15 protein-coding genes are annotated in these 16,645 nt (G+C 72.0%); 11 read left to right on the top strand and 4 right to left on the bottom strand.

Features of this window, described 5'->3' with window-relative positions; translation table 11 throughout:
* Nucleotides 1-79: 79 nt before the first annotated feature.
* Nucleotides 80-2,887, top strand: a complete 2,808-nt coding sequence (locus AB0J71_RS09385) for a glycosyltransferase family 2 protein (RefSeq protein ID WP_364413552.1) — start codon at nucleotides 80-82, stop codon at nucleotides 2,885-2,887.
* On the top strand, nucleotides 2,884-4,191 hold the full coding sequence (locus AB0J71_RS09390; protein WP_364413554.1) for a DUF5719 family protein: 1,308 nt from the start codon (nucleotides 2,884-2,886) through the stop codon (nucleotides 4,189-4,191). The genes AB0J71_RS09385 and AB0J71_RS09390 overlap by 4 nt, the downstream gene beginning before the upstream one ends.
* Before the next feature lie 22 nt (nucleotides 4,192-4,213).
* Here the strand turns inward: AB0J71_RS09390 and AB0J71_RS09395 are convergent, their stop codons facing one another.
* Nucleotides 4,214-4,573 carry a metallopeptidase family protein gene (locus tag AB0J71_RS09395; RefSeq protein WP_221762053.1) on the bottom strand — a complete coding sequence of 120 codons (360 nt, stop codon included), beginning with the start codon at nucleotides 4,571-4,573 and terminating at the stop codon, nucleotides 4,214-4,216.
* 397 nt (nucleotides 4,574-4,970) lie between these two features.
* Between AB0J71_RS09395 and AB0J71_RS09400 the strand changes: the two genes are divergently transcribed.
* From AB0J71_RS09400 to AB0J71_RS09420, 5 genes are read left to right on the top strand one after another with little or no spacing between them, the layout of a single operon-like run.
* Nucleotides 4,971-5,339: a DUF3499 domain-containing protein gene (locus tag AB0J71_RS09400; protein ID WP_352323386.1), complete on the top strand. Its 369-nt coding sequence runs from the start codon at nucleotides 4,971-4,973 to the stop codon at nucleotides 5,337-5,339.
* Nucleotides 5,340-5,381: 42 nt separating this feature from the next.
* Nucleotides 5,382-6,731 carry a phosphomannomutase/phosphoglucomutase gene (locus AB0J71_RS09405; protein ID WP_352323387.1) on the top strand — a complete coding sequence of 450 codons (1,350 nt, stop codon included), beginning with the start codon at nucleotides 5,382-5,384 and terminating at the stop codon, nucleotides 6,729-6,731.
* A complete protein-coding gene (locus tag AB0J71_RS09410; protein WP_352323388.1) occupies nucleotides 6,728-6,895 on the top strand; it encodes a Trm112 family protein in 168 nt (55 codons plus the stop codon). Before AB0J71_RS09405 ends, AB0J71_RS09410 begins: the two co-directional genes overlap by 4 nt.
* Nucleotides 6,892-7,998: an SIS domain-containing protein gene (locus AB0J71_RS09415; RefSeq protein ID WP_352323389.1), complete on the top strand. Its 1,107-nt coding sequence runs from the start codon at nucleotides 6,892-6,894 to the stop codon at nucleotides 7,996-7,998. Before AB0J71_RS09410 ends, AB0J71_RS09415 begins: the two co-directional genes overlap by 4 nt.
* 50 nt (nucleotides 7,999-8,048) lie before the next feature.
* Nucleotides 8,049-8,975, top strand: a complete 927-nt coding sequence (locus AB0J71_RS09420; RefSeq protein ID WP_352323390.1) for a cation diffusion facilitator family transporter — start codon at nucleotides 8,049-8,051, stop codon at nucleotides 8,973-8,975.
* An 82-nt stretch (nucleotides 8,976-9,057) separates the two neighbouring features.
* On the opposite strand, the gene AB0J71_RS09425 is transcribed toward AB0J71_RS09420, so the two are convergent.
* Nucleotides 9,058-9,393: a MerR family DNA-binding transcriptional regulator gene (locus tag AB0J71_RS09425; protein ID WP_352323391.1), complete on the bottom strand. Its 336-nt coding sequence runs from the start codon at nucleotides 9,391-9,393 to the stop codon at nucleotides 9,058-9,060.
* Between the two features lie 102 nt (nucleotides 9,394-9,495).
* On the opposite strand from AB0J71_RS09425, the gene ahcY reads away from it, so the two are divergent.
* Both ahcY and AB0J71_RS09435 read left to right on the top strand, forming a co-directional pair.
* On the top strand, nucleotides 9,496-10,923 hold the full coding sequence (gene ahcY, locus AB0J71_RS09430; protein WP_364413556.1) for an adenosylhomocysteinase: 1,428 nt from the start codon (nucleotides 9,496-9,498) through the stop codon (nucleotides 10,921-10,923).
* Between the two features lie 63 nt (nucleotides 10,924-10,986).
* The gene (locus AB0J71_RS09435; RefSeq protein ID WP_352330630.1) at nucleotides 10,987-12,222 is read left to right on the top strand and encodes an adenosylhomocysteinase; all 1,236 of its coding nucleotides are present in this window, start codon (nucleotides 10,987-10,989) and stop codon (nucleotides 12,220-12,222) included.
* A gap of 89 nt (nucleotides 12,223-12,311) precedes the next feature.
* Here the strand turns inward: AB0J71_RS09435 and AB0J71_RS09440 are convergent, their stop codons facing one another.
* Nucleotides 12,312-12,944 carry a DUF305 domain-containing protein gene (locus AB0J71_RS09440; protein WP_352330631.1) on the bottom strand — a complete coding sequence of 211 codons (633 nt, stop codon included), beginning with the start codon at nucleotides 12,942-12,944 and terminating at the stop codon, nucleotides 12,312-12,314.
* Between the two features lie 168 nt (nucleotides 12,945-13,112).
* On the opposite strand from AB0J71_RS09440, the gene AB0J71_RS09445 reads away from it, so the two are divergent.
* Entirely contained in the window at nucleotides 13,113-14,519 is a 1,407-nt protein-coding gene (locus AB0J71_RS09445) for a hypothetical protein (protein WP_364413558.1), read from the top strand.
* Between the two features lie 27 nt (nucleotides 14,520-14,546).
* Here AB0J71_RS09445 and AB0J71_RS09450 read toward each other — a convergent pair whose 3' ends face one another.
* Complete coding sequence (locus AB0J71_RS09450) at nucleotides 14,547-15,584, bottom strand: RDD family protein (RefSeq protein WP_364413560.1); 1,038 nt, start codon at nucleotides 15,582-15,584, stop codon at nucleotides 14,547-14,549.
* A 51-nt stretch (nucleotides 15,585-15,635) separates the two neighbouring features.
* Here AB0J71_RS09450 and AB0J71_RS09455 point away from each other — a divergent pair, with 51 nt between their 5' ends.
* The gene (locus tag AB0J71_RS09455) at nucleotides 15,636-16,628 is read left to right on the top strand and encodes a stage II sporulation protein M (RefSeq protein WP_352330660.1); all 993 of its coding nucleotides are present in this window, start codon (nucleotides 15,636-15,638) and stop codon (nucleotides 16,626-16,628) included.
* The last annotated feature ends 17 nt before the right edge of the window (nucleotides 16,629-16,645 follow it).

Raw genomic sequence — 16,645 nt, forward strand, 5'->3', positions numbered from 1 at the left:
GTAGCCCGCGTGGCCCTTTTTCGCGTGTGATGTCAGCTGTAGGGTGGGCGCGCCTGATCAACGCTGGAGTCGCCCGCCCATGTCACGCCCCCTCGTCACCGCGATCGTCGTCGCCCATGACGGCGGCCGCTGGCTGGGGGACACCCTGCGCGCGCTGGCCGGTCAGAGCCGCAGGCCGGAGCGCGTCGCCGGGGTCGACAACGGCAGCAGGGACGGCTCGGCCGACCTGCTCGTACGGGCGCTCGGCGCGTCCAACGTGCTCACGCTGCCGCGCTCGGCCTCGTTCGGCGATGCGGTGGCGGAGGTGCTGGACCGGTTGCCGCCGTGCGGCCAGGACGAGTGGCTCTGGCTGCTGCACGACGACTGCGCCCCCGACCGGCGGGCGCTTGAGGCCCTGCTCATGGCGGCCGAGCACGATCCCAAGGCGGCGGTGCTCGGCCCGAAGCTGCGCGACTGGCTCGACCGAAGGCGCCTGCTCGAACTGGGTGTGACCGTCGGCCTCACCGGGCGCAGGGACACCGGGCTTGAGCCGCGCGAGTTCGACCAGGGTCAGCACGACGGCACCCGGGAGGTGCTCTCGGTCTCCACGGCGGGCATGCTGGTCCGCCGCGACGTCTGGGAGCGGCTCGGCGGCCTCGACCCGCTGTTCCCGCTCTTCCGCGACGACCTCGACCTGTGCTGGCGGGTGCGCAACGCCGGCCATCGGGTGCTGGCCGTCGCCTCGGCGGTGGCCTGGCACGGCGAGGCGGCGGCTCGCAGGCGGCGGCGGATCACGGTCAGCGGCGACCATCCGCGCCGGCTCGACCGTCGCAACGCGATGTTCGTCGTCATGGCGAACCTGCCGTTCCGCGTGATGGTGTGGGCGCTGCTGCGGAACCTGGCCGGGTCGGCCCTGCGCACGCTGCTGTTCCTGGTGGGCAAGCAGCCGGCGAACGCGCTGGACGAGATGGCGGCGCTGGGGTCGATCCTGGCGCACCCGGTCCGGCTGCTGAAGGCGCGCAAGGCCCGCAGCGAGGGCCGTAAAAAGGGATTCACTCGTATAAAGCGGTTGCTGACGCCGCCGGGGGCGGCCTACCGGCGGCTGACCGACATGGTGCAGAGCTTTCTCGCCGGCGCGGGCCCCGTCGACTCCGCCGGCCGCCACCACCACTCCACCCCCGAGGACGAGGAGGACAGCGCGCCCGCCGACATCGGCGCGGTCAAGGGCTTCCTCAGGCGGCCCGGCGTCGTCCTCATGATCGTCCTGGCCGTGGTCTCGCTGGCCGCCGAACGGTCGCTGCTCGGCGGCGACCGGCTGGGCGGCGGCGCGCTGGTCCCGGTCACGGGCGGCGCGGGGGATCTGTGGCGGTTCTACACCGAGGGCTTCCACGACATCGGGCTCGGCTCCACCGACTGGGCGCCGCCGTACGTGGCGCTGCTGGCGCTGGCCTCGACGCTCGCGCTCGGCAAGACCTGGCTCGCGGTGTCCGTGCTGCTGCTCGGCTCGGTGCCGCTGGCGGGGGCGTCGGCGTACCTGGCGACCCGGCACGTCATCCCGGCGGTGCCCGCGCGGGCCTGGGCGGCGGGCACGTACGCGCTGCTGCCCGTCGCGACCGGCGCGATCGCGTCCGGACGGCTCGGCACGGCGGTGGTGTTCGTGCTGGTCCCGGTGTACGCCGCGCTCGGCGCCACGCTGCTGTCCGGGGAACGGCGTCGCGCGCGGCGCGCGGCCTGGGCGCTCGGACTGCTGCTGACCGTGGGGACGGCGTTCGTCCCGCTGGTGTACCCGCTCTTCGCGGTGCTCGGCGTGCTGGCCGCCGTCGCGTACGGCGGGGTGCGGCGCGGCGTGGCGACCTCCATGGTGATCGCGCTAGCGGTGCCCGTCGCGCTGCTGCTGCCGTGGCTGGCCGGGCTGGTCGCGGACCCGGGCCGGATCCTCCTGGAGGCGGGCCTGCACGATCCCGCCCTGGTGGCGGCGGGGCTCGCGCCGGAGTCGCTGCTCGCGCTCAGCCCGGGAGGGCCGGGGCTGCCGCCGTTCTGGGTGACGGCCGGGCTGGTGGTGACCGCGCTGGCCGCGCTGCTCATGCGCCGCCAGCGGCTGATCGTCGCGATCGGCTGGGGCGTCACGTTGTACGGCGTGCTGGCGGCCGTCCTGGTCAGCCGGATCAGCGTCGAGGGGGCACGGGCCTGGCCCGGCGTGCCGCTGGCGTTCGCGGGGACCGGGCTGCTGGTGCTCGTCGGCCTGACCGCGCACCGGCTGGCCGAACTGCGGGCCGGCGGCGGGCTGCCCAGGATCGGCGCGTCCCTGCTGGTGGCCGCGGCCGTGAGCACGCCGATCCTGGCCGCGGGTCACTGGGTGGCGTACGGGGTGCGCGGCCCGCTGACCGGCCACGCGCCCGACGTGCTGCCCGCGCTGGCCGCGTGGAGCACCCGGCACGGCGAGCGCACGCTGGTCGTCAAGGGGGACGCCTTCACCGTGCTGCACGGCCGTACCCCGTTGATCGGCGAGGCCGAGCTGCCGGTCGCCTCCGAGGGACGGTCGAAGGTGGCGGACGCGGCGCGCGGCCTGGTCGGCGGGCGTGGCGGAACCGACGCCGCGACGCTGGCCCAGCACGGGATCGCCATGCTGGCCGTGGCCGCGCCGGTGCCGCCGCCGCTCGCCAGGTCGCTGGACTCGCAGCCGTCGCTGGAACGCATGAGCCTGTCGGAGGCGGGCGGCCTGTGGCGGCTGACCGAGCCGTTCACCCGGGTGCCCGCCCAGCCGGGGGACGTCGTGCACACGCCCTGGTTGTGGACCCAGGGCGTCCTGGCCCTGATCGTGCTGGTCCTGGCCATGCCGGGACGCCGGGGGAGCGGCGCGGTCGAGGGCGTCGAGGCGGCCGTCCCCGTGCCGGCGGGGGCGCGATGAAGGCGTTCGTGGAGAACAGGTTCGGCCTGCTGGTGCTGGTCGTGGTGGCCCTGTCCGCCCTGTACGGCGTCGCGCTGGTCACCCGCCCGGCCCCCGTCCCGCCCGGGGCCGAGGGGCCGCGGAAGGTCGCCGTCGAGTCGGTGACCGCCGTCTGCCCCGGCGCCAAGGGCGCGCGGATGAACGTCTACCTGCCCGAACACCTGTCCCACGAGGTCATGAAGAACGCCGAGCCGTACGTGACGAACGGCCCGGGAGCGCTCGAAGCCGGATACACCACCCGGGTGACCTCGGGCGCGGCCCGCGGGCTGTCCGGGGTGCGCTGCACCGAGCCGGCGCAGTCGGCCTGGCTGGTCGGCCCCGGCCCCGCGGCGGCCGGCGTGATCCTGCACCTCACCAACGCCGACAAGGCCCCGGCCCAGGCCGACGTCGAGGTGTACGCTGCCGAGGGCCTGATCTCCGGCGACGCGGGCCGCGGCCTGGAGATCGCGCCCGGCGAGCACAGGGAGATCGACCTCCGGACGCTGGCACCCTCGGCCGACGTCATGGCCGTCGCCGTGACCACCGTCTTCGGCCGGCTCGCGGTCGCGGCCAGGGCGTCGATGCGGGGCGGCGGCGTGGACTGGCTGCCGCTCGCCGCGCCCCCGGCCACCCGCGTGGTGGTGCCCGGCATCCCCGGCGGCGGCGGGCGGCGCGAGCTGCTGATCGCCGCCCCCGGCGAGAACGACGTGTCCGTGCAGGTCAAGGCGGTCAGCGAGGACGCCGCGTACGCGATGAGAGGCCGCGAGAGCGTCGACGTGCCCGCGGGCAGCGTGGTCGCGCTGGACGTGACCACCGGGATCGGCGGCGAGCCGGCCGCGCTCGTGCTCACCGCGCCCGCGCCGATCGTGGCCGGGCTGGTCGCCACCGGCACCGGGCAGCGCCTGGACGTGGCGTTCACCGCGGGCACGCCCCCGCTCGACCTGGGCAGCGCGGTCGCGGGCAACGGTCCGGGCACGCGGCTGCTGTTCACCGCGCCGGACGGGCCGGGCGAGGTCAGGGTGCAGGAGGTGCCGGCGAAGGGCGCGGCGGGCAGGCCGTACGAGGTGGCGGTGCCCGCCGGGCGGACCAGGGAGGTGCGGCTGCGCGGCAAGGGCGAGTTCGCCGTGGTCGTCACGCCCGTGTCGGGCCAGGTCTACGGCGGCCGGGTCATCGAGGAGCGGGAGAGGGACGGCCTGCTCGTCACCGCCCAGCCGCTCGCGCCCGCGCGCGTGTGGACCGTGCTGCCCGCGCTGACCGACAGCGCCCGCGTGGTGCTGCCCGGCTGAGCGCGGGTCGTCGTGGTCCGGGTCAGCGGCGGTCGTCGTAGCCCGGGTCGACGGTCTCGGGGGCGAGGCCGAGCAGCGTGGCGACCTGCTCGACCACCGTGTCGTGCACCATCGCGCCCAGGGTGTCGCGGTCGCGGGCGCGCGCCTCCAGCGGGCGGCGGTAGATCACCACCGCGGCAGGTGACTGGCCGCTGGCCGCGTCGGCCCGGCCGAACGGGATCGGCTCGGTGCCCATGCTCGGGCCGTCGCCCAGCTCGTTGAGCGGCGGCACCTCCTCGACCGCGAACTCCACGGCGGACAGCTGTTTGTCCCACCGCGGCCGCAGCCGGTCGACGGCGTCGAGGACGAGGTCGTCGAAGCGCTCGCTGCGGGAACGGGCCATGGGGACGTGGGAGGGGGCGAGGGGGCCGCGCAGGCCACGACCGTGGCGATCGCGCCGTCTGGGACCGCGCTTTGGAGTCACCGACCAAGTGTAAGGGCACCCGCCCGCGAACCCCCGGAACCCCCGCCCGCGTCGCCGCCGTCGCGGTTCCGGCGGACGCACCCGCGCCCGGCTGTCCGTTCCGGCTGGTCACCGGCCCCGGTCGCCGATCAAGGAATCCGGAAAGTACGGCGCGACCGGTGTGGCGTCAGCGGCGAGGGGGCAAGGTTGTCCCTCAGGCGCGCGCATCGGCGCATGTGGGTGGAAAGCCTGCGACAGGTGTCCGAATTGTGGCGACACGCTCGTTAAGAGCGCTCAGATAGTGGCGCCTCGCACTCTTACCAGATACGGTCCCTCCGTGAGCCCCGTCCGCCGCTGTTCCCGCACCGCTTGCAGCCAGCCTGCCGTCTTCACGCTCACGTACGTATACGCCGACTCGACCGCAGTTCTCGGCCCTCTGGCGACGTACGCCGAGCCACACTGTTACGACCTGTGCGCCGAACACGCCGAGCGGCTGACCGCTCCCCGCGGCTGGGAGGTCGTCCGGCTCCCCACCGACGGCAACTCCCCCAGCTCAGACGACCTGGAGGCGCTGGCCAACGCGGTCAGGGAAGCCGCCAGGCCCACTCCGTCCGGCAGCGGCGAGCCGGTTGGCCAAGGGGTCGAGGTCGGGCGCAGGGGCCACCTGCGCGTTCTCCGGTCGGCCCAGCAGCACCGCGACCGGTAGGCTCGTTTCACACGACAAACGACCTAGGGGCGGAGCTGGAGAGTGGGCGACCTCGCCAAGATCTTCAAAGCGTACGACGTTCGCGGGGTGGTTCCCGACGAGCTCGACGAGCCGATCGCCGAGGCCGTGGGTGCGGCGTTCGTCGAGGTGACCGGAGCCGCGTCCGTCGTGGTCGCCCATGACATGCGAGAGTCCTCCGTGCCGCTGGCCGAGGCGTTCGTCAGGGGCGCCCGCTCGCGCGGCGCCGACGTCGTGTTCGCCGGGCTCGGCTCCACCGACCTGCTCTACTACGCCAGCGGCAGCCTGGGCCTGCCCGGCGTGATGTTCACCGCCAGCCACAACCCGGCCCGCTACAACGGCATGAAGATGTGCCGCGCCGGCGCGGTGCCGATCGGCGGCGAGACCGGCCTGACCGAGATCCGCGACCGCGCGGCCGAGCTGCTGGGCGCCCCCGCCACCCCCACCGGGTCGCTGATCGAGAAGGACCTGCTGTCCGGCTACGCCGCCCACCTGCGCTCGCTGGTCGACCTGTCGGCGATCCGGCCGCTCAAGGTCGTCGCCGACGCCGGCAACGGCATGGCCGGCCACACCGTCCCGGCCGTGTTCGAGGGCCTGCCGCTGGAGCTGGTCCCGCTCTACTTCGAGCTCGACGGCAGCTTCCCCAACCACGAGGCCAACCCGCTGGAGCCGCAGAACCTCCTCGACGTGCAGCGGGCCGTCGTCGAGAGCGGCGCCGACCTGGGCCTCGCCTTCGACGGCGACGCCGACCGTTGCTGGGTGGTCGACGAGCGCGGCGCGTCCGTCTCGCCGTCGGCCGTCACCGCCCTGGTCGCCACCCGCGAGCTGGCCAAGGACCCCGGCGGCACGATCATCCACAACGTGATCACCTCGCTCGGCGTGCCGGAGATCGTCCGCGAGCACGGCGGCACGCCCGTGCGCACCCGCGTCGGCCACTCCTTCATCAAGGCGGAGATGGCCCGCACCGGCGCGATCTTCGGCGGCGAGCACTCCGCCCACTACTACTTCCGCGACTTCTGGTTCGCCGACTCGGGCCTGCTCGCCGCGATGCACGTGCTGGCCGCGCTCGGCGAGCAGGAGCGCCCGTTGTCCCAGGTGGTGGCGGCCTACTCGCGCTACCACGCCTCCGGCGAGCTCAACAGCGCGGTCGCCGACCAGGGTGCGGCGCTGGCGCTCGTCCGCGCGGCCTTCGCGGGCCGCGGCGAGGTCGACGAGCTCGACGGCCTGACGATCACCGGCCCCGACTGGTGGTTCAACCTGCGCGCGTCCAACACCGAGCCGCTCCTCAGGCTGAACGCCGAGGCGGCCGACGAGAGCAAGATGAAGGCGATCAAGGACGAGGTCCTCGCCATCGTGGGAAGGGTGTCACTGTGAAGATCGACGACTGGCTGCTGGAGATCCTGGCCTGCCCGGCCTGCAAGGCGCCCCTGCGCGCCGAGGCCGAGACCGAGGAACTGGTCTGCACGGACTGCGGTCTGATCTACCCCGTGCGCGACGACATCCCCGTCCTGCTGGTCGATGAGGCAAGGAAGCCGTGACCTGGGAGCCCGGGCGGCTCGATGACCAGCAACACCTCTCCGCGGCCGATCCGGGCGGCATGCTGCTCGCGGTCGCGGCCTCGGCCGCCCAGGTGCGCACGGGTCACCGTGCCGCGGTCGAGGCCGGCGTCGACCGGCTGTCCGCCCAGGGCCGCCCGCGGGCCGTCGTGGTCGCGGGCATGGGCACGGCGGGCCTGACCGGAGACATCCTCGCGGCGGTGTGCGGCAACGGCGTGCCGGTGCCGATCGTGACGTTGCGGTCCTACCAGCTGCCGGGCTGGGTCGGCGCGACCGACCTGGTCTTCGCCGTCTCCGCCACCGGCGACGACGACGAGACGGTCTCCGTCGCCGTCCAGGCCGTCCGGCGGGGCTGCGGGCTGCTGGCCGTGTGCCCGCCGGGCTCGCCGCTGGAGGCCGTGGCCGTGCAGGCGTCGGCGATCCACGTCCCGGTGCGGGTCGAGGGGCAGCCGAGGTCCGGGCTGTGGCTGCTGACGGTCCCGGTGGTCGTGGCCGCGTCCGCGCTCGGGCTGGTCACGGCCGAGCCCGAGGTGTTCGAGCGGGTGGCCGCGATCCTGGAGGACATCGCCAACCGCTGCCGTCCCTCCAGCGAGTCCTTCGTCAATCCGGGCAAGTCCCTCGCCATGGACCTGGCCGAGAGCATCCCGATGATCTGGGGTTCCTCGCCGGTGGCCTGCGCGGCGGCCTACCGGCTGGCCTGCCAGCTCAACGAGACGGGCAAGTACCCCGCGGTCTTCGGCCAGCTGCCCGAGGCGGCCCACAACCAGGTGGCGGCCCTGGAGGGGCCGCTGGCCGAGCGGGACATCTTCGCCGACGAGGCCGGGCCGACGCTCAGGCTCGTCATGCTGCGCGACGTCGAGGAACATCCGCAGGTCACGCGGCAGCGCGAGGTGTCGCTGCGGCTCGCCCACGACCGTGACGTGCCGGTCAGCGAGCTGACCGCGGAGGGCGTGCATCCGCTCGAACGGCTGGCCACGCTCGTGGGCCTGGCCGACTACGCCGCCACCTACCTGGCCCTCGGTTACGCCGTCGATCCGACGCCTGTGGCCACGATCACTGAGCTTCGGGCCAGGATTTCGCAATAGGATCCCATGTCAGGTCTTATTTAGGTGATCTTTATGAGCGGAGACGTCCGGTGAGCGCGAGTGGTGGCACGAAGGCAATCATTGCGGCGCTGAGCGCCAACCTGGCGATCGCGGTGTCGAAGTTCGTGGCGGCGTTCTTCACCGGGTCGTCCTCGATGCTGGCCGAGGGCATCCACTCGGTCGCCGACTCGGGCAACCAGCTCCTGCTGCTGATCGGCGGGAAACGGGCCCAGCGGGCCAGCGACAAGACCCACCCCTTCGGCTACGGGCGCGAGCGGTACTTCTACGCGTTCGTGGTCGCCGTGGTGCTGTTCACGATCGGCGCGGTCTTCTCCCTCTACGAGGGCTGGCACAAGATCGCCCAACCGGCCAAGGTCGAGTCGCCCATCTGGGCGTTCGCGGTGCTGATCTTCGCCATCATCGCCGAGGGCTTCTCCTTCCGTACGGCGATCAAGGAGTCCAACCCGCTGCGCGGCAAGCAGTCGTGGGTCGCCTTCATCCGCCGGTCGAAGTCGCCGGAGCTGCCCGTCATCCTGCTGGAGGACCTGGGCGCGCTGCTCGGCCTGATCTTCGCGCTGTTCGGCGTGACGATGGCCGTCATCACCGGCGACGGCGTCTGGGACGGCATCGGCACCCTCATGATCGGCGTGCTGCTGGCGATCATCGCGGTCGTGCTGGCCGTCGAGACCAAGTCGCTGCTGCTCGGCGAGGGCGCCTCGCCCGAGGTCGAGGAGCAGATCCGGGCCGCGCTGGAGGGCGCGCCCGAGGTGGCCAGGATCATCCACATGCGCACGCTGCACCTCGGCCCCGAGGAGCTGCTGGTGGCCGCCAAGATCGCGGTCGAGCACGACGACACGGCCGGCGAGGTGGCCCGCGGCATCGACGAGGCCGAGCGGCGCATCCGCGACGCCGTGCCGATCGCGCGGGTGATCTACCTGGAGCCCGACCTCGACCGGCTGCGCACGACGGCGAGCTGACGCTCGTCCCGGAGGCCGGCCGCGCACGACGGCCGGCTGACGCCCAACCCTGAGACCGGCACGCGCCACGGCCGGCCGGCACTCAGCCCTGGGGCCGTAGGAGCCTCAGGGCCTTCTCCTTCTCGAAGTCCAGGGCCCGGCGCGGCACCTGGATGCGGCCGATGCGCACGCCCAGGTCGCGCACGGCCGCGGCCACCTGCGGCTCGCTCAGCACGCGCAACGCGAAGGCCAGCTCGGCGGGCGAGACGTCGAACCGTTTCTCCAGCTCCACCCCCTGCGCCACGGCGGCCAGCTCCTCGGGCCCGAACCTGCGGTGCGCGCCCCGCTCCCGGACCGGCGGCAGCAGGCCCAGCGCCTCCCGGTATCGGAGCATTCGTGGGGACATGCCGAGCCGCTTGGCTGCTTCCGTGATGCGCATCCTTACATTCTTACGTCAGTTTCGCTGTCTCGGAGATGCGGGGCCGCCCGAGCGCCGCCTAAACTCGTCGGCGACAGCAATCGTGACGCGAGGGGAATCCCGATGGACTTCAAGGTCGCCGACCTTTCACTTGCCGACTTCGGCCGTAAGGAGATCCGGCTCGCCGAGCACGAGATGCCCGGCCTCATGGCGATCCGCAAGGAACACGCGGCCTCCCAGCCCCTCCGCGGCGCGAAGATCATGGGCTCGCTGCACATGACGATCCAGACGGCCGTGCTCATCGAGACGCTGGTCGCGCTCGGCGCCGAGGTCCGCTGGGTCAGCTGCAACATCTTCTCCACCCAGGACCACGCCGCCGCCGCGGTCGTCGTCGGCCCCGAGGGCACCGTCGACGACCCGAAGGGCGTCCCCGTGTTCGCCTGGAAGGGCGAGACGCTGGAGGAGTACTGGTGGTGCACCGAGCAGGCCCTCACCTGGCCCGGCGGTGACGCCCCCAACATGATCCTCGACGACGGCGGCGACGCCACGCTCCTCGTGCACAAGGGCGCCGAGTACGAGAAGGCCGGGGCCGTGCCCCCCGCCGGCGCCGACGACCCGGAGGAGTGGCACGTCATCATCGACCTGCTCACCCGCACGGTCGGCGAGGACAAGCGCTGGACGCGCATCGCCGAGAGCATCAAGGGCGTGACCGAGGAGACCACCACCGGCGTGCACCGTCTCTACGAGATGCACAAGAACGGCCAGCTCCTCTTCCCGGCGATCAACGTCAACGACTCGGTCACCAAGTCCAAGTTCGACAACAAGTACGGCTGCCGCCACTCCGTCATCGACGGCCTCAACCGCGCCACCGACGTGCTCATCGGCGGCAAGGTGGCCGTGGTCTGCGGCTACGGCGACGTCGGCAAGGGCTGTGCCGACGCGCTGCGCGGCCAGGGCGCCCGGGTCATCGTCACCGAGATCGACCCGATCTGCGCCCTCCAGGCGGCCATGGACGGCTTCCAGGTCACCACGCTGGAGGACGTCGTCGGCATCGCCGACATCTTCGTCACCGCCACCGGCAACTTCAACATCATCACCGCCGAGCACATGGCGAAGATGAAGCACCAGGCGATCGTCTCCAACATCGGCCACTTCGACAACGAGATCGACATGGCCGGCCTGGCCAAGCTGCCCGGCATCGAGCGCATCACCATCAAGCCGCAGGTCGACGAGTGGGTCTTCGCCGACGGCCACTCCATCATCGTGCTGGCCGAGGGCCGCCTGATGAACCTGGGCTGCGCCACCGGCCACCCCAGCTTCGTCATGTCCAACTCCTTCACCAACCAGGTGATCGCGCAGATCGAGCTGTTCACCAAGACGGCCGAGTACCCGATCGGCGTCTACACGCTGCCCAAGCACCTCGACGAGAAGGTCGCCCGCCTCCACCTCGACGCGCTCGGCGTCAAGCTCACCGAGCTGACCAAGGAGCAGGCGTCCTACATCGGCGTGCACGTCGAGGGCCCGTACAAGTCCGACCACTACCGCTACTGATCGGCTGGGCGGCTCCGGGAGGGGGTCCCTCCCGGAGCCGTTCTTTTTCGCGAGGGGCTGGGCATGGATCTCTGGGAAAGCGGCGAGCGGCAGATCTCCTGGGCCGCGCGCTCGATGCCGGTGCTGACCGCCATCGGCGAGCGGTTCGCGATCGAACGCCCGCTCGACGGGCTCAAGATCGCGGCCTGCCTGCACGTCACCGCAGAGACGGCCGTGCTCATGGGCGCGTTGAAGGCGGGCGGCGCCGAGATCGCGCTGGCCGCCTCCAACCCGCTGTCCACCCAGGACGACGTGGCCGAGGCCCTGCGCGCGTACGGGATCGCCGTGCACGCCCGGGCCGGGGTCGATCGCGCCACCTACTACCTGCACATCCACCAGGCCCTCGACCTCGGGCCCGACCTCGTGCTCGACGACGGCTGCGACCTGGTGAACATCCTGCACACCGAGCGCACCGACCTGCTCGAAGGCGTGAGCGGAGGGTGCGAGGAGACCACCACCGGCATCATCCGGCTGCGGCAGATGGCGGCCGAGCAGGCGCTGCGCTTCCCGGTCGTGGCCGTCAACGACACCCGGACGAAGCGCATGTTCGACAACCGGTACGGCACCGGGCAGTCCACCCTCGACGGGATCATGCGCGCCACCAACACCATGCTCGCCGGCCGTACGGTCGTGGTGGCCGGGTTCGGGTTCTGCGGGCGCGGCGTGGCCGAACGGGCCAAGGGGCTCGGCGCCCGGGTCGTCGTCACCGAGATCGACGCCGTCAAGGCCCTCGACGCCACCCTGCAGGGCTACGAGGTGCGTCCCATGGCCGAGGCGGCGATGATCGGCGACCTGTTCGTCACCGTGACGGGCAACCGGGACGTCATCAGAGCCGAGCACCTGTCGGTGATGAAGGACGGCGCGATCCTGGCCAACGCCGGCCACTTCGACGTCGAGATCGACGTGCGGGCCCTCGACGAGATGGCCCGCGAGGTGCACCGGGGGGTGCGCCCGAACACCGACGAGTACGTCATGCCCGACGGCAGCCGCCTGCTGCTGCTGGCCGAGGGCCGCCTGGTCAACCTGACCGCCGCCGAGGGCCATCCGGCGGCCGTCATGGACATGTCGTTCTCCGCGCAGGCGCTGGCCGTGGCCTGGCTGGCGGGGCAGCGGGCGGGCCTGCTGCCCGGCGTGTACGACGTGCCGGAGGAGATCGACCACGAGGTGGCCAAGCTCAAGCTGGCCGCCGCCGGCATCGGCATCGACACGCTGACCCCGGAGCAGGAGGACTACCTCCACTCCTGGCGGGTCGGCTCCTAGGAGACCAGAGCTTCCAGAAGACGAGAGCTCCCAGGAGACGAGAGCTCCCAGGAGACGAGAGCTCCCGCGAGGCCAGAGCTCCTGGGAGGCTAGAGGGCCGCCTGCATCTCCTGCATGCGGCGGATCTCGGCCGTCTGGGTGACGCTGACGTCCGTGGCCAGCTCCTCGATCTTGATGTGCGAGCCCGCGGTCAGGACCCGGTCGGACATCTCGAGGGCGCCCAGATGGTGTTTGATCATCAGCTCCAGGAACAGCCGGTCGAAGTCCTTGCCCGTGGCCGCCTTCAGCGCCGCCATCTGCTCGGGCGTGGCCATGCCGGGCATGTCGCCGTGCGCCGCGTGGTGGTCGGGCACCTTCTGGTCCTGCTCCTTGAGCCAGGTGGTCATGAACTGGATCTCCGGGCCCTGGGCCGTCTTGATCCGGTCGGCCAGGCCCTTGAGCTTGACCGAGTCCGCCCTGGTGGGAGCCAGGACCGCCATGTCGAGGGCCTGCCGGTGATGGACGATCATGTCCTGGACGTAGGTGATGTCGGCGGCGTTGGCCGTGGGCCCGGGGACGGCGGTGGCCGCCTCGCCCGGGGCCAGCGTGCGGGCCTGCTCGCCCGGACGGCCGGGGGCGAGCACCGGCGCGGTGGAGTCGGCCCGCGGCGCGGAGGACGCGCCGGAGGAGCAGCCGGACAGGGCAATCAGCGTGCCCGCGATGACGATGAGCGCGCCGCGCACTCGGCCTCCTGACTGGCTCGGGACGAGAATGCGGACTCTAGGCCATGTATCGCTCAAGCGAAAGAGGTTGAAACGGAACAAGATTTGACACATTGGACACTGGCCAGGTCCGGGGGGCGTGAGCGACGATGACGGAGATTTATGCCCCCTTTATAGGAGGACCACGGAGTGTTCACCCCCCGAAGGGCCCTCATCCTGGTCGCCGCCCTCGTGGCGGCAACGGGCGCCACACTGCCCGCCCAGGCTGCGGACATCCCGGCTCCCGGCGAGATCGTCATGAGCTCGAACATCACGCACGTCACGAACGTGCCCAAGCCACAGGCGCTGTCCGACATCCACACCGACATGGCCTTCCAGGGCGACTACGCCTTCGTCGGCAACTACTACGGCTTCTCGATCTACGACATCAAGCAGCCGAAGAAGACGTCGCTGGTGAGCTCGGTCGTGTGCCCCGGCGGCCAGATGGACATGTCGGTCTACGGCAACCTGCTGTTCGGGTCCGTCGACTCCTCGCGTAACAACGACTCGTGCAGCAGCACCTCCCAGAGCGCCTCCGTCAAGGAGTCGTGGGAGGGCATGCGCATCTTCGACGTGAGCGACAAGTCCAACCCCAAGTACGTCAAGTCGGTCGAGACGAACTGCGGCTCGCACACCAACACGCTGGTGCCCGGCCGCGACGGCAAGAACGTCTACATCTACGTCTCCTCCTACGGCCCCAACGCGAACTACCCGGACTGCAAGCCCCCGCACGACCTGATCTCGATCATCAAGGTCCCGCTGGACAATCCGGCCGGCGCGGCCGTCGTCGCGACGCCGAACCTGTTCCCCGACGGCGGCAACCCCGGTCTGCCGCTGCCGTACCCGAACGGCAAGTCGGCCACCACCGGCTGCCACGACATCACCGCCTACCCCGAGAAGGGCATCGCCGCGGGCGCCTGCATGGGCGAGGGCATCCTGCTCGACATCTCCGACCCCGAGCAGCCCAAGGTCACCGCGAAGGTGCGCGATGACGTGAACTTCGCGTTCTGGCACTCGGCCACGTTCAACAACGAGGGCACGAAGGTCGTCTTCACCGACGAGCTGGGCGGCGGCAGCCGGGCCACCTGCAACGCGGCCATCGGCCCGAACAAGGGCGCCAACGCCTACTACGACATCGTCGGCGGGCAGCTCGTGTTCAAGGGCTACTTCAAGATCGCCCGTCACCAGGCCGACACCGAGAACTGCGTCGCGCACAACGGCTCGCTGATCCCGGTCAAGGGCCGCGACGTCATGGTCCAGGCGTGGTACCAGGGCGGCATCTCGGTGGTGGACTTCACCGACTCCGCCCACCCGCAGGAGATCGCCTACTTCGAGCGCGGGCCGGACGAGACCGCTCCGCCGCTCGACGGCGGCTTCTGGTCGGCGTACTACTACAACGGCTACATCTACGGCTCGGACTTCAACCTGGGCCTGGACGTGCTCAAGCTCAACGACCCGCGGACGAACCAGGCCAACAGCGTCAAGATGGGCCTGCTGAACGCGCAGACGCAGGGCTCCTACCCCGAGCACGGGCGCGGCGTCCCCGGCGGCAACTGACCCCGCTGAAGGTCCCGCGCCGCCGGCTCACAGCGGCGGCGCGAACCCGCCCGGAGTCGCCTTCGGCGGCCCCGGCGCGGGCCCCGGCTGAGGCCGCTGCGGAGCTCCCTGCGGATGGGGCGCCTGCGGATACGGCTGCGGAGACGGCGCCTGCGGATACGCCTGCGGGTACGGCCCCTGCTGCGGGTACGGCCCCTGCTGCGGGTACGGCCCCTGCGGCGCATACGGCCCCTGCGGCGCATGCGGCCCCTGCTGCGCGGCGTACGACGGGTACGGCGCGTACGGCGTGGGCCGCGGCGCGGCGCCGGCTGCCAGGGCGGCCTGGCGCGCGAAGCGGGCCTCCTCCCGCCGCCGGCGCTCGGCCAGCACCGCGCTCAGGTACGCGTGCGGCGGCACCCCCGCGGGCGCGGCCGGCGACACGAAGGCCGCGGTCTGCGCCGCGATGCGCACCCCCATGTCGTGCTGGACCTGCGGCGTGAGGTCGTGCCAGCGCATCAGGTACTGGCGGGCGGCCTGCGCCACCTGCTCGGGAAGCTGGGAGAGCTCCAGGGAGGCGGCCCACGCGGCCAGCGGCGGCGGCATGAGGATGGCCTGCCCGCTCTCGCGCGGCCCCCGGTCGGAGATCACGATGGTCCCGGCGAAGACGTCGCCGAGCCGCTTGCCCCGCTGGGAGACCAGCGAGGAGATCAGCGCGGGCGCGCCGGAGAACATCCAGAACTCCACCAGCCCAGCCAGGCCGCGGAACAGCGCCTGCCGGAAGCGTTCGGGGCTGCCGTCGTCGGCGACCACCCGCAGGCCGAGGGCCAGCTTGCCGAGGCTGCGCCCCCTGCTGAGGGTCTCGAAGAGCACCGGATAGCCGACCATGACCAGCACCAGCAGTACGATCATGGCCGCGCCGAACATGGCGCCGTCCGAGACGACCGCGAACGCGCCCAGCAGCATGTACGCGCCGATCAGCACGACGAGCTGCACCGTCATGTCGATGACGAGCGCCAGCGCCCGCGAGGGCATCTGGGCCACCCGCACCTCGACGACGACGGCGTCCCCGGTCACAACCTCTGACATATGTGGAGCCTAACGGCAATGCCGCACTGATCGAGCGGCCACAATGGTCGGGTGGACATCGATGCGTTCGTCACAGCACACCGCCCCGTCTGGGACCGGCTCGACCACCTGGTCAAGAACCGCTCCTCGCTGACCGGCGCGGAAGTGGACGAACTGGTCGACCTCTATCAGCGGGTGTCCACCCACCTGTCCATCGTGCGCTCCTCCTCCCGCGACGCGGTGCTGGCCGGTCGGCTGTCGGCGCTGGTCGCCAGGGCCCGGTCGGCGGTGACCGGCGCGCACACGCCCGCCTGGCGGGAGCTGGTCCGCTTCTTCACCGTCTCCTTCCCCGTGGTGGCCTACCGGGCGCGGTGGTGGTGGCTGGCCGCGGCGCTGGCCAGCATCGCGGTCGCGTGGGTGCTGGGGGCCTGGGTGGCCGCCAACCCCGACGTGCAGGCGTCGATCGCCTCGCCGGACGAGATCGCCCAGCTCGTCGACCACGACTTCGCCGACTACTACTCCGAGCACCCCGCCGCCTCCTTCGCCAGCCACGTGTGGGTCAACAACGCCTGGGTGTCGGCCCAGGTCATCATCTACGCCATCCTGCTCGGCATCCCCATCCCGTTCATCCTCTACAGCAACGCCGAGAACGTCGGCGTCTCGGCCGGGCTGATGGCCTCCAGGGGCAAGCTGGACATCTTCTTCGGCCTGATCACGCCGCACGGCCTGCTGGAGCTGACCGGCGTCTTCCTGGCCGCGGCCGTCGGCCTGCGCCTGGGCTGGACGGTGATCGACCCGGGGCCGCGCAGGCGGCTGGAGGCGCTGGCCGAGCAGGGCCGGGCGGTGATGAGCGTCGCGCTCGGGCTGGTCGTGGTGCTGTTCGTGTCGGGCCTGATCGAGGCGTTCGTGACGCCGTCCGGGCTGCCCACGGCCGTGCGGGTGGGCATCGGCGTGCTCGCCGAGGCGGCCTTCCTGGCGTACGTGATCGTCTTCGGCCGCCGGGCCCTGCGCGAGAACGAGACGGGCGACGTCGAACGCGCCCCCGACGTCGCCCCCACGGCCTAGCGCCCTCCAGTCCGAAG

Origin of the sequence: Nonomuraea sp. NPDC049637, from assembly GCF_040675235.1 — a bacterium.
Classification (GTDB): domain Bacteria; phylum Actinomycetota; class Actinomycetes; order Streptosporangiales; family Streptosporangiaceae; genus Nonomuraea.

Excerpts from the sequence above, each read along its gene's own strand:
- AB0J71_RS09435 (WP_352330630.1), top strand. The coding sequence starts at position 10,987 with ATGGATCTCTGGGAAAGCGGCGAGCGGCAGATCTCCTGGGCCGCGCGC.
- AB0J71_RS09450 (WP_364413560.1), bottom strand. The coding sequence starts at position 15,584 with ATGTCAGAGGTTGTGACCGGGGACGCCGTCGTCGTCGAGGTGCGGGTG.
- AB0J71_RS09425 (WP_352323391.1), bottom strand. The coding sequence starts at position 9,393 with ATGCGCATCACGGAAGCAGCCAAGCGGCTCGGCATGTCCCCACGAATG.
- ahcY (WP_364413556.1), top strand. The coding sequence starts at position 9,496 with ATGGACTTCAAGGTCGCCGACCTTTCACTTGCCGACTTCGGCCGTAAG.
- AB0J71_RS09390 (WP_364413554.1), top strand. The coding sequence starts at position 2,884 with ATGAAGGCGTTCGTGGAGAACAGGTTCGGCCTGCTGGTGCTGGTCGTG.
- AB0J71_RS09385 (WP_364413552.1), top strand. The coding sequence starts at position 80 with ATGTCACGCCCCCTCGTCACCGCGATCGTCGTCGCCCATGACGGCGGC.
- AB0J71_RS09395 (WP_221762053.1), bottom strand. The coding sequence starts at position 4,573 with ATGGCCCGTTCCCGCAGCGAGCGCTTCGACGACCTCGTCCTCGACGCC.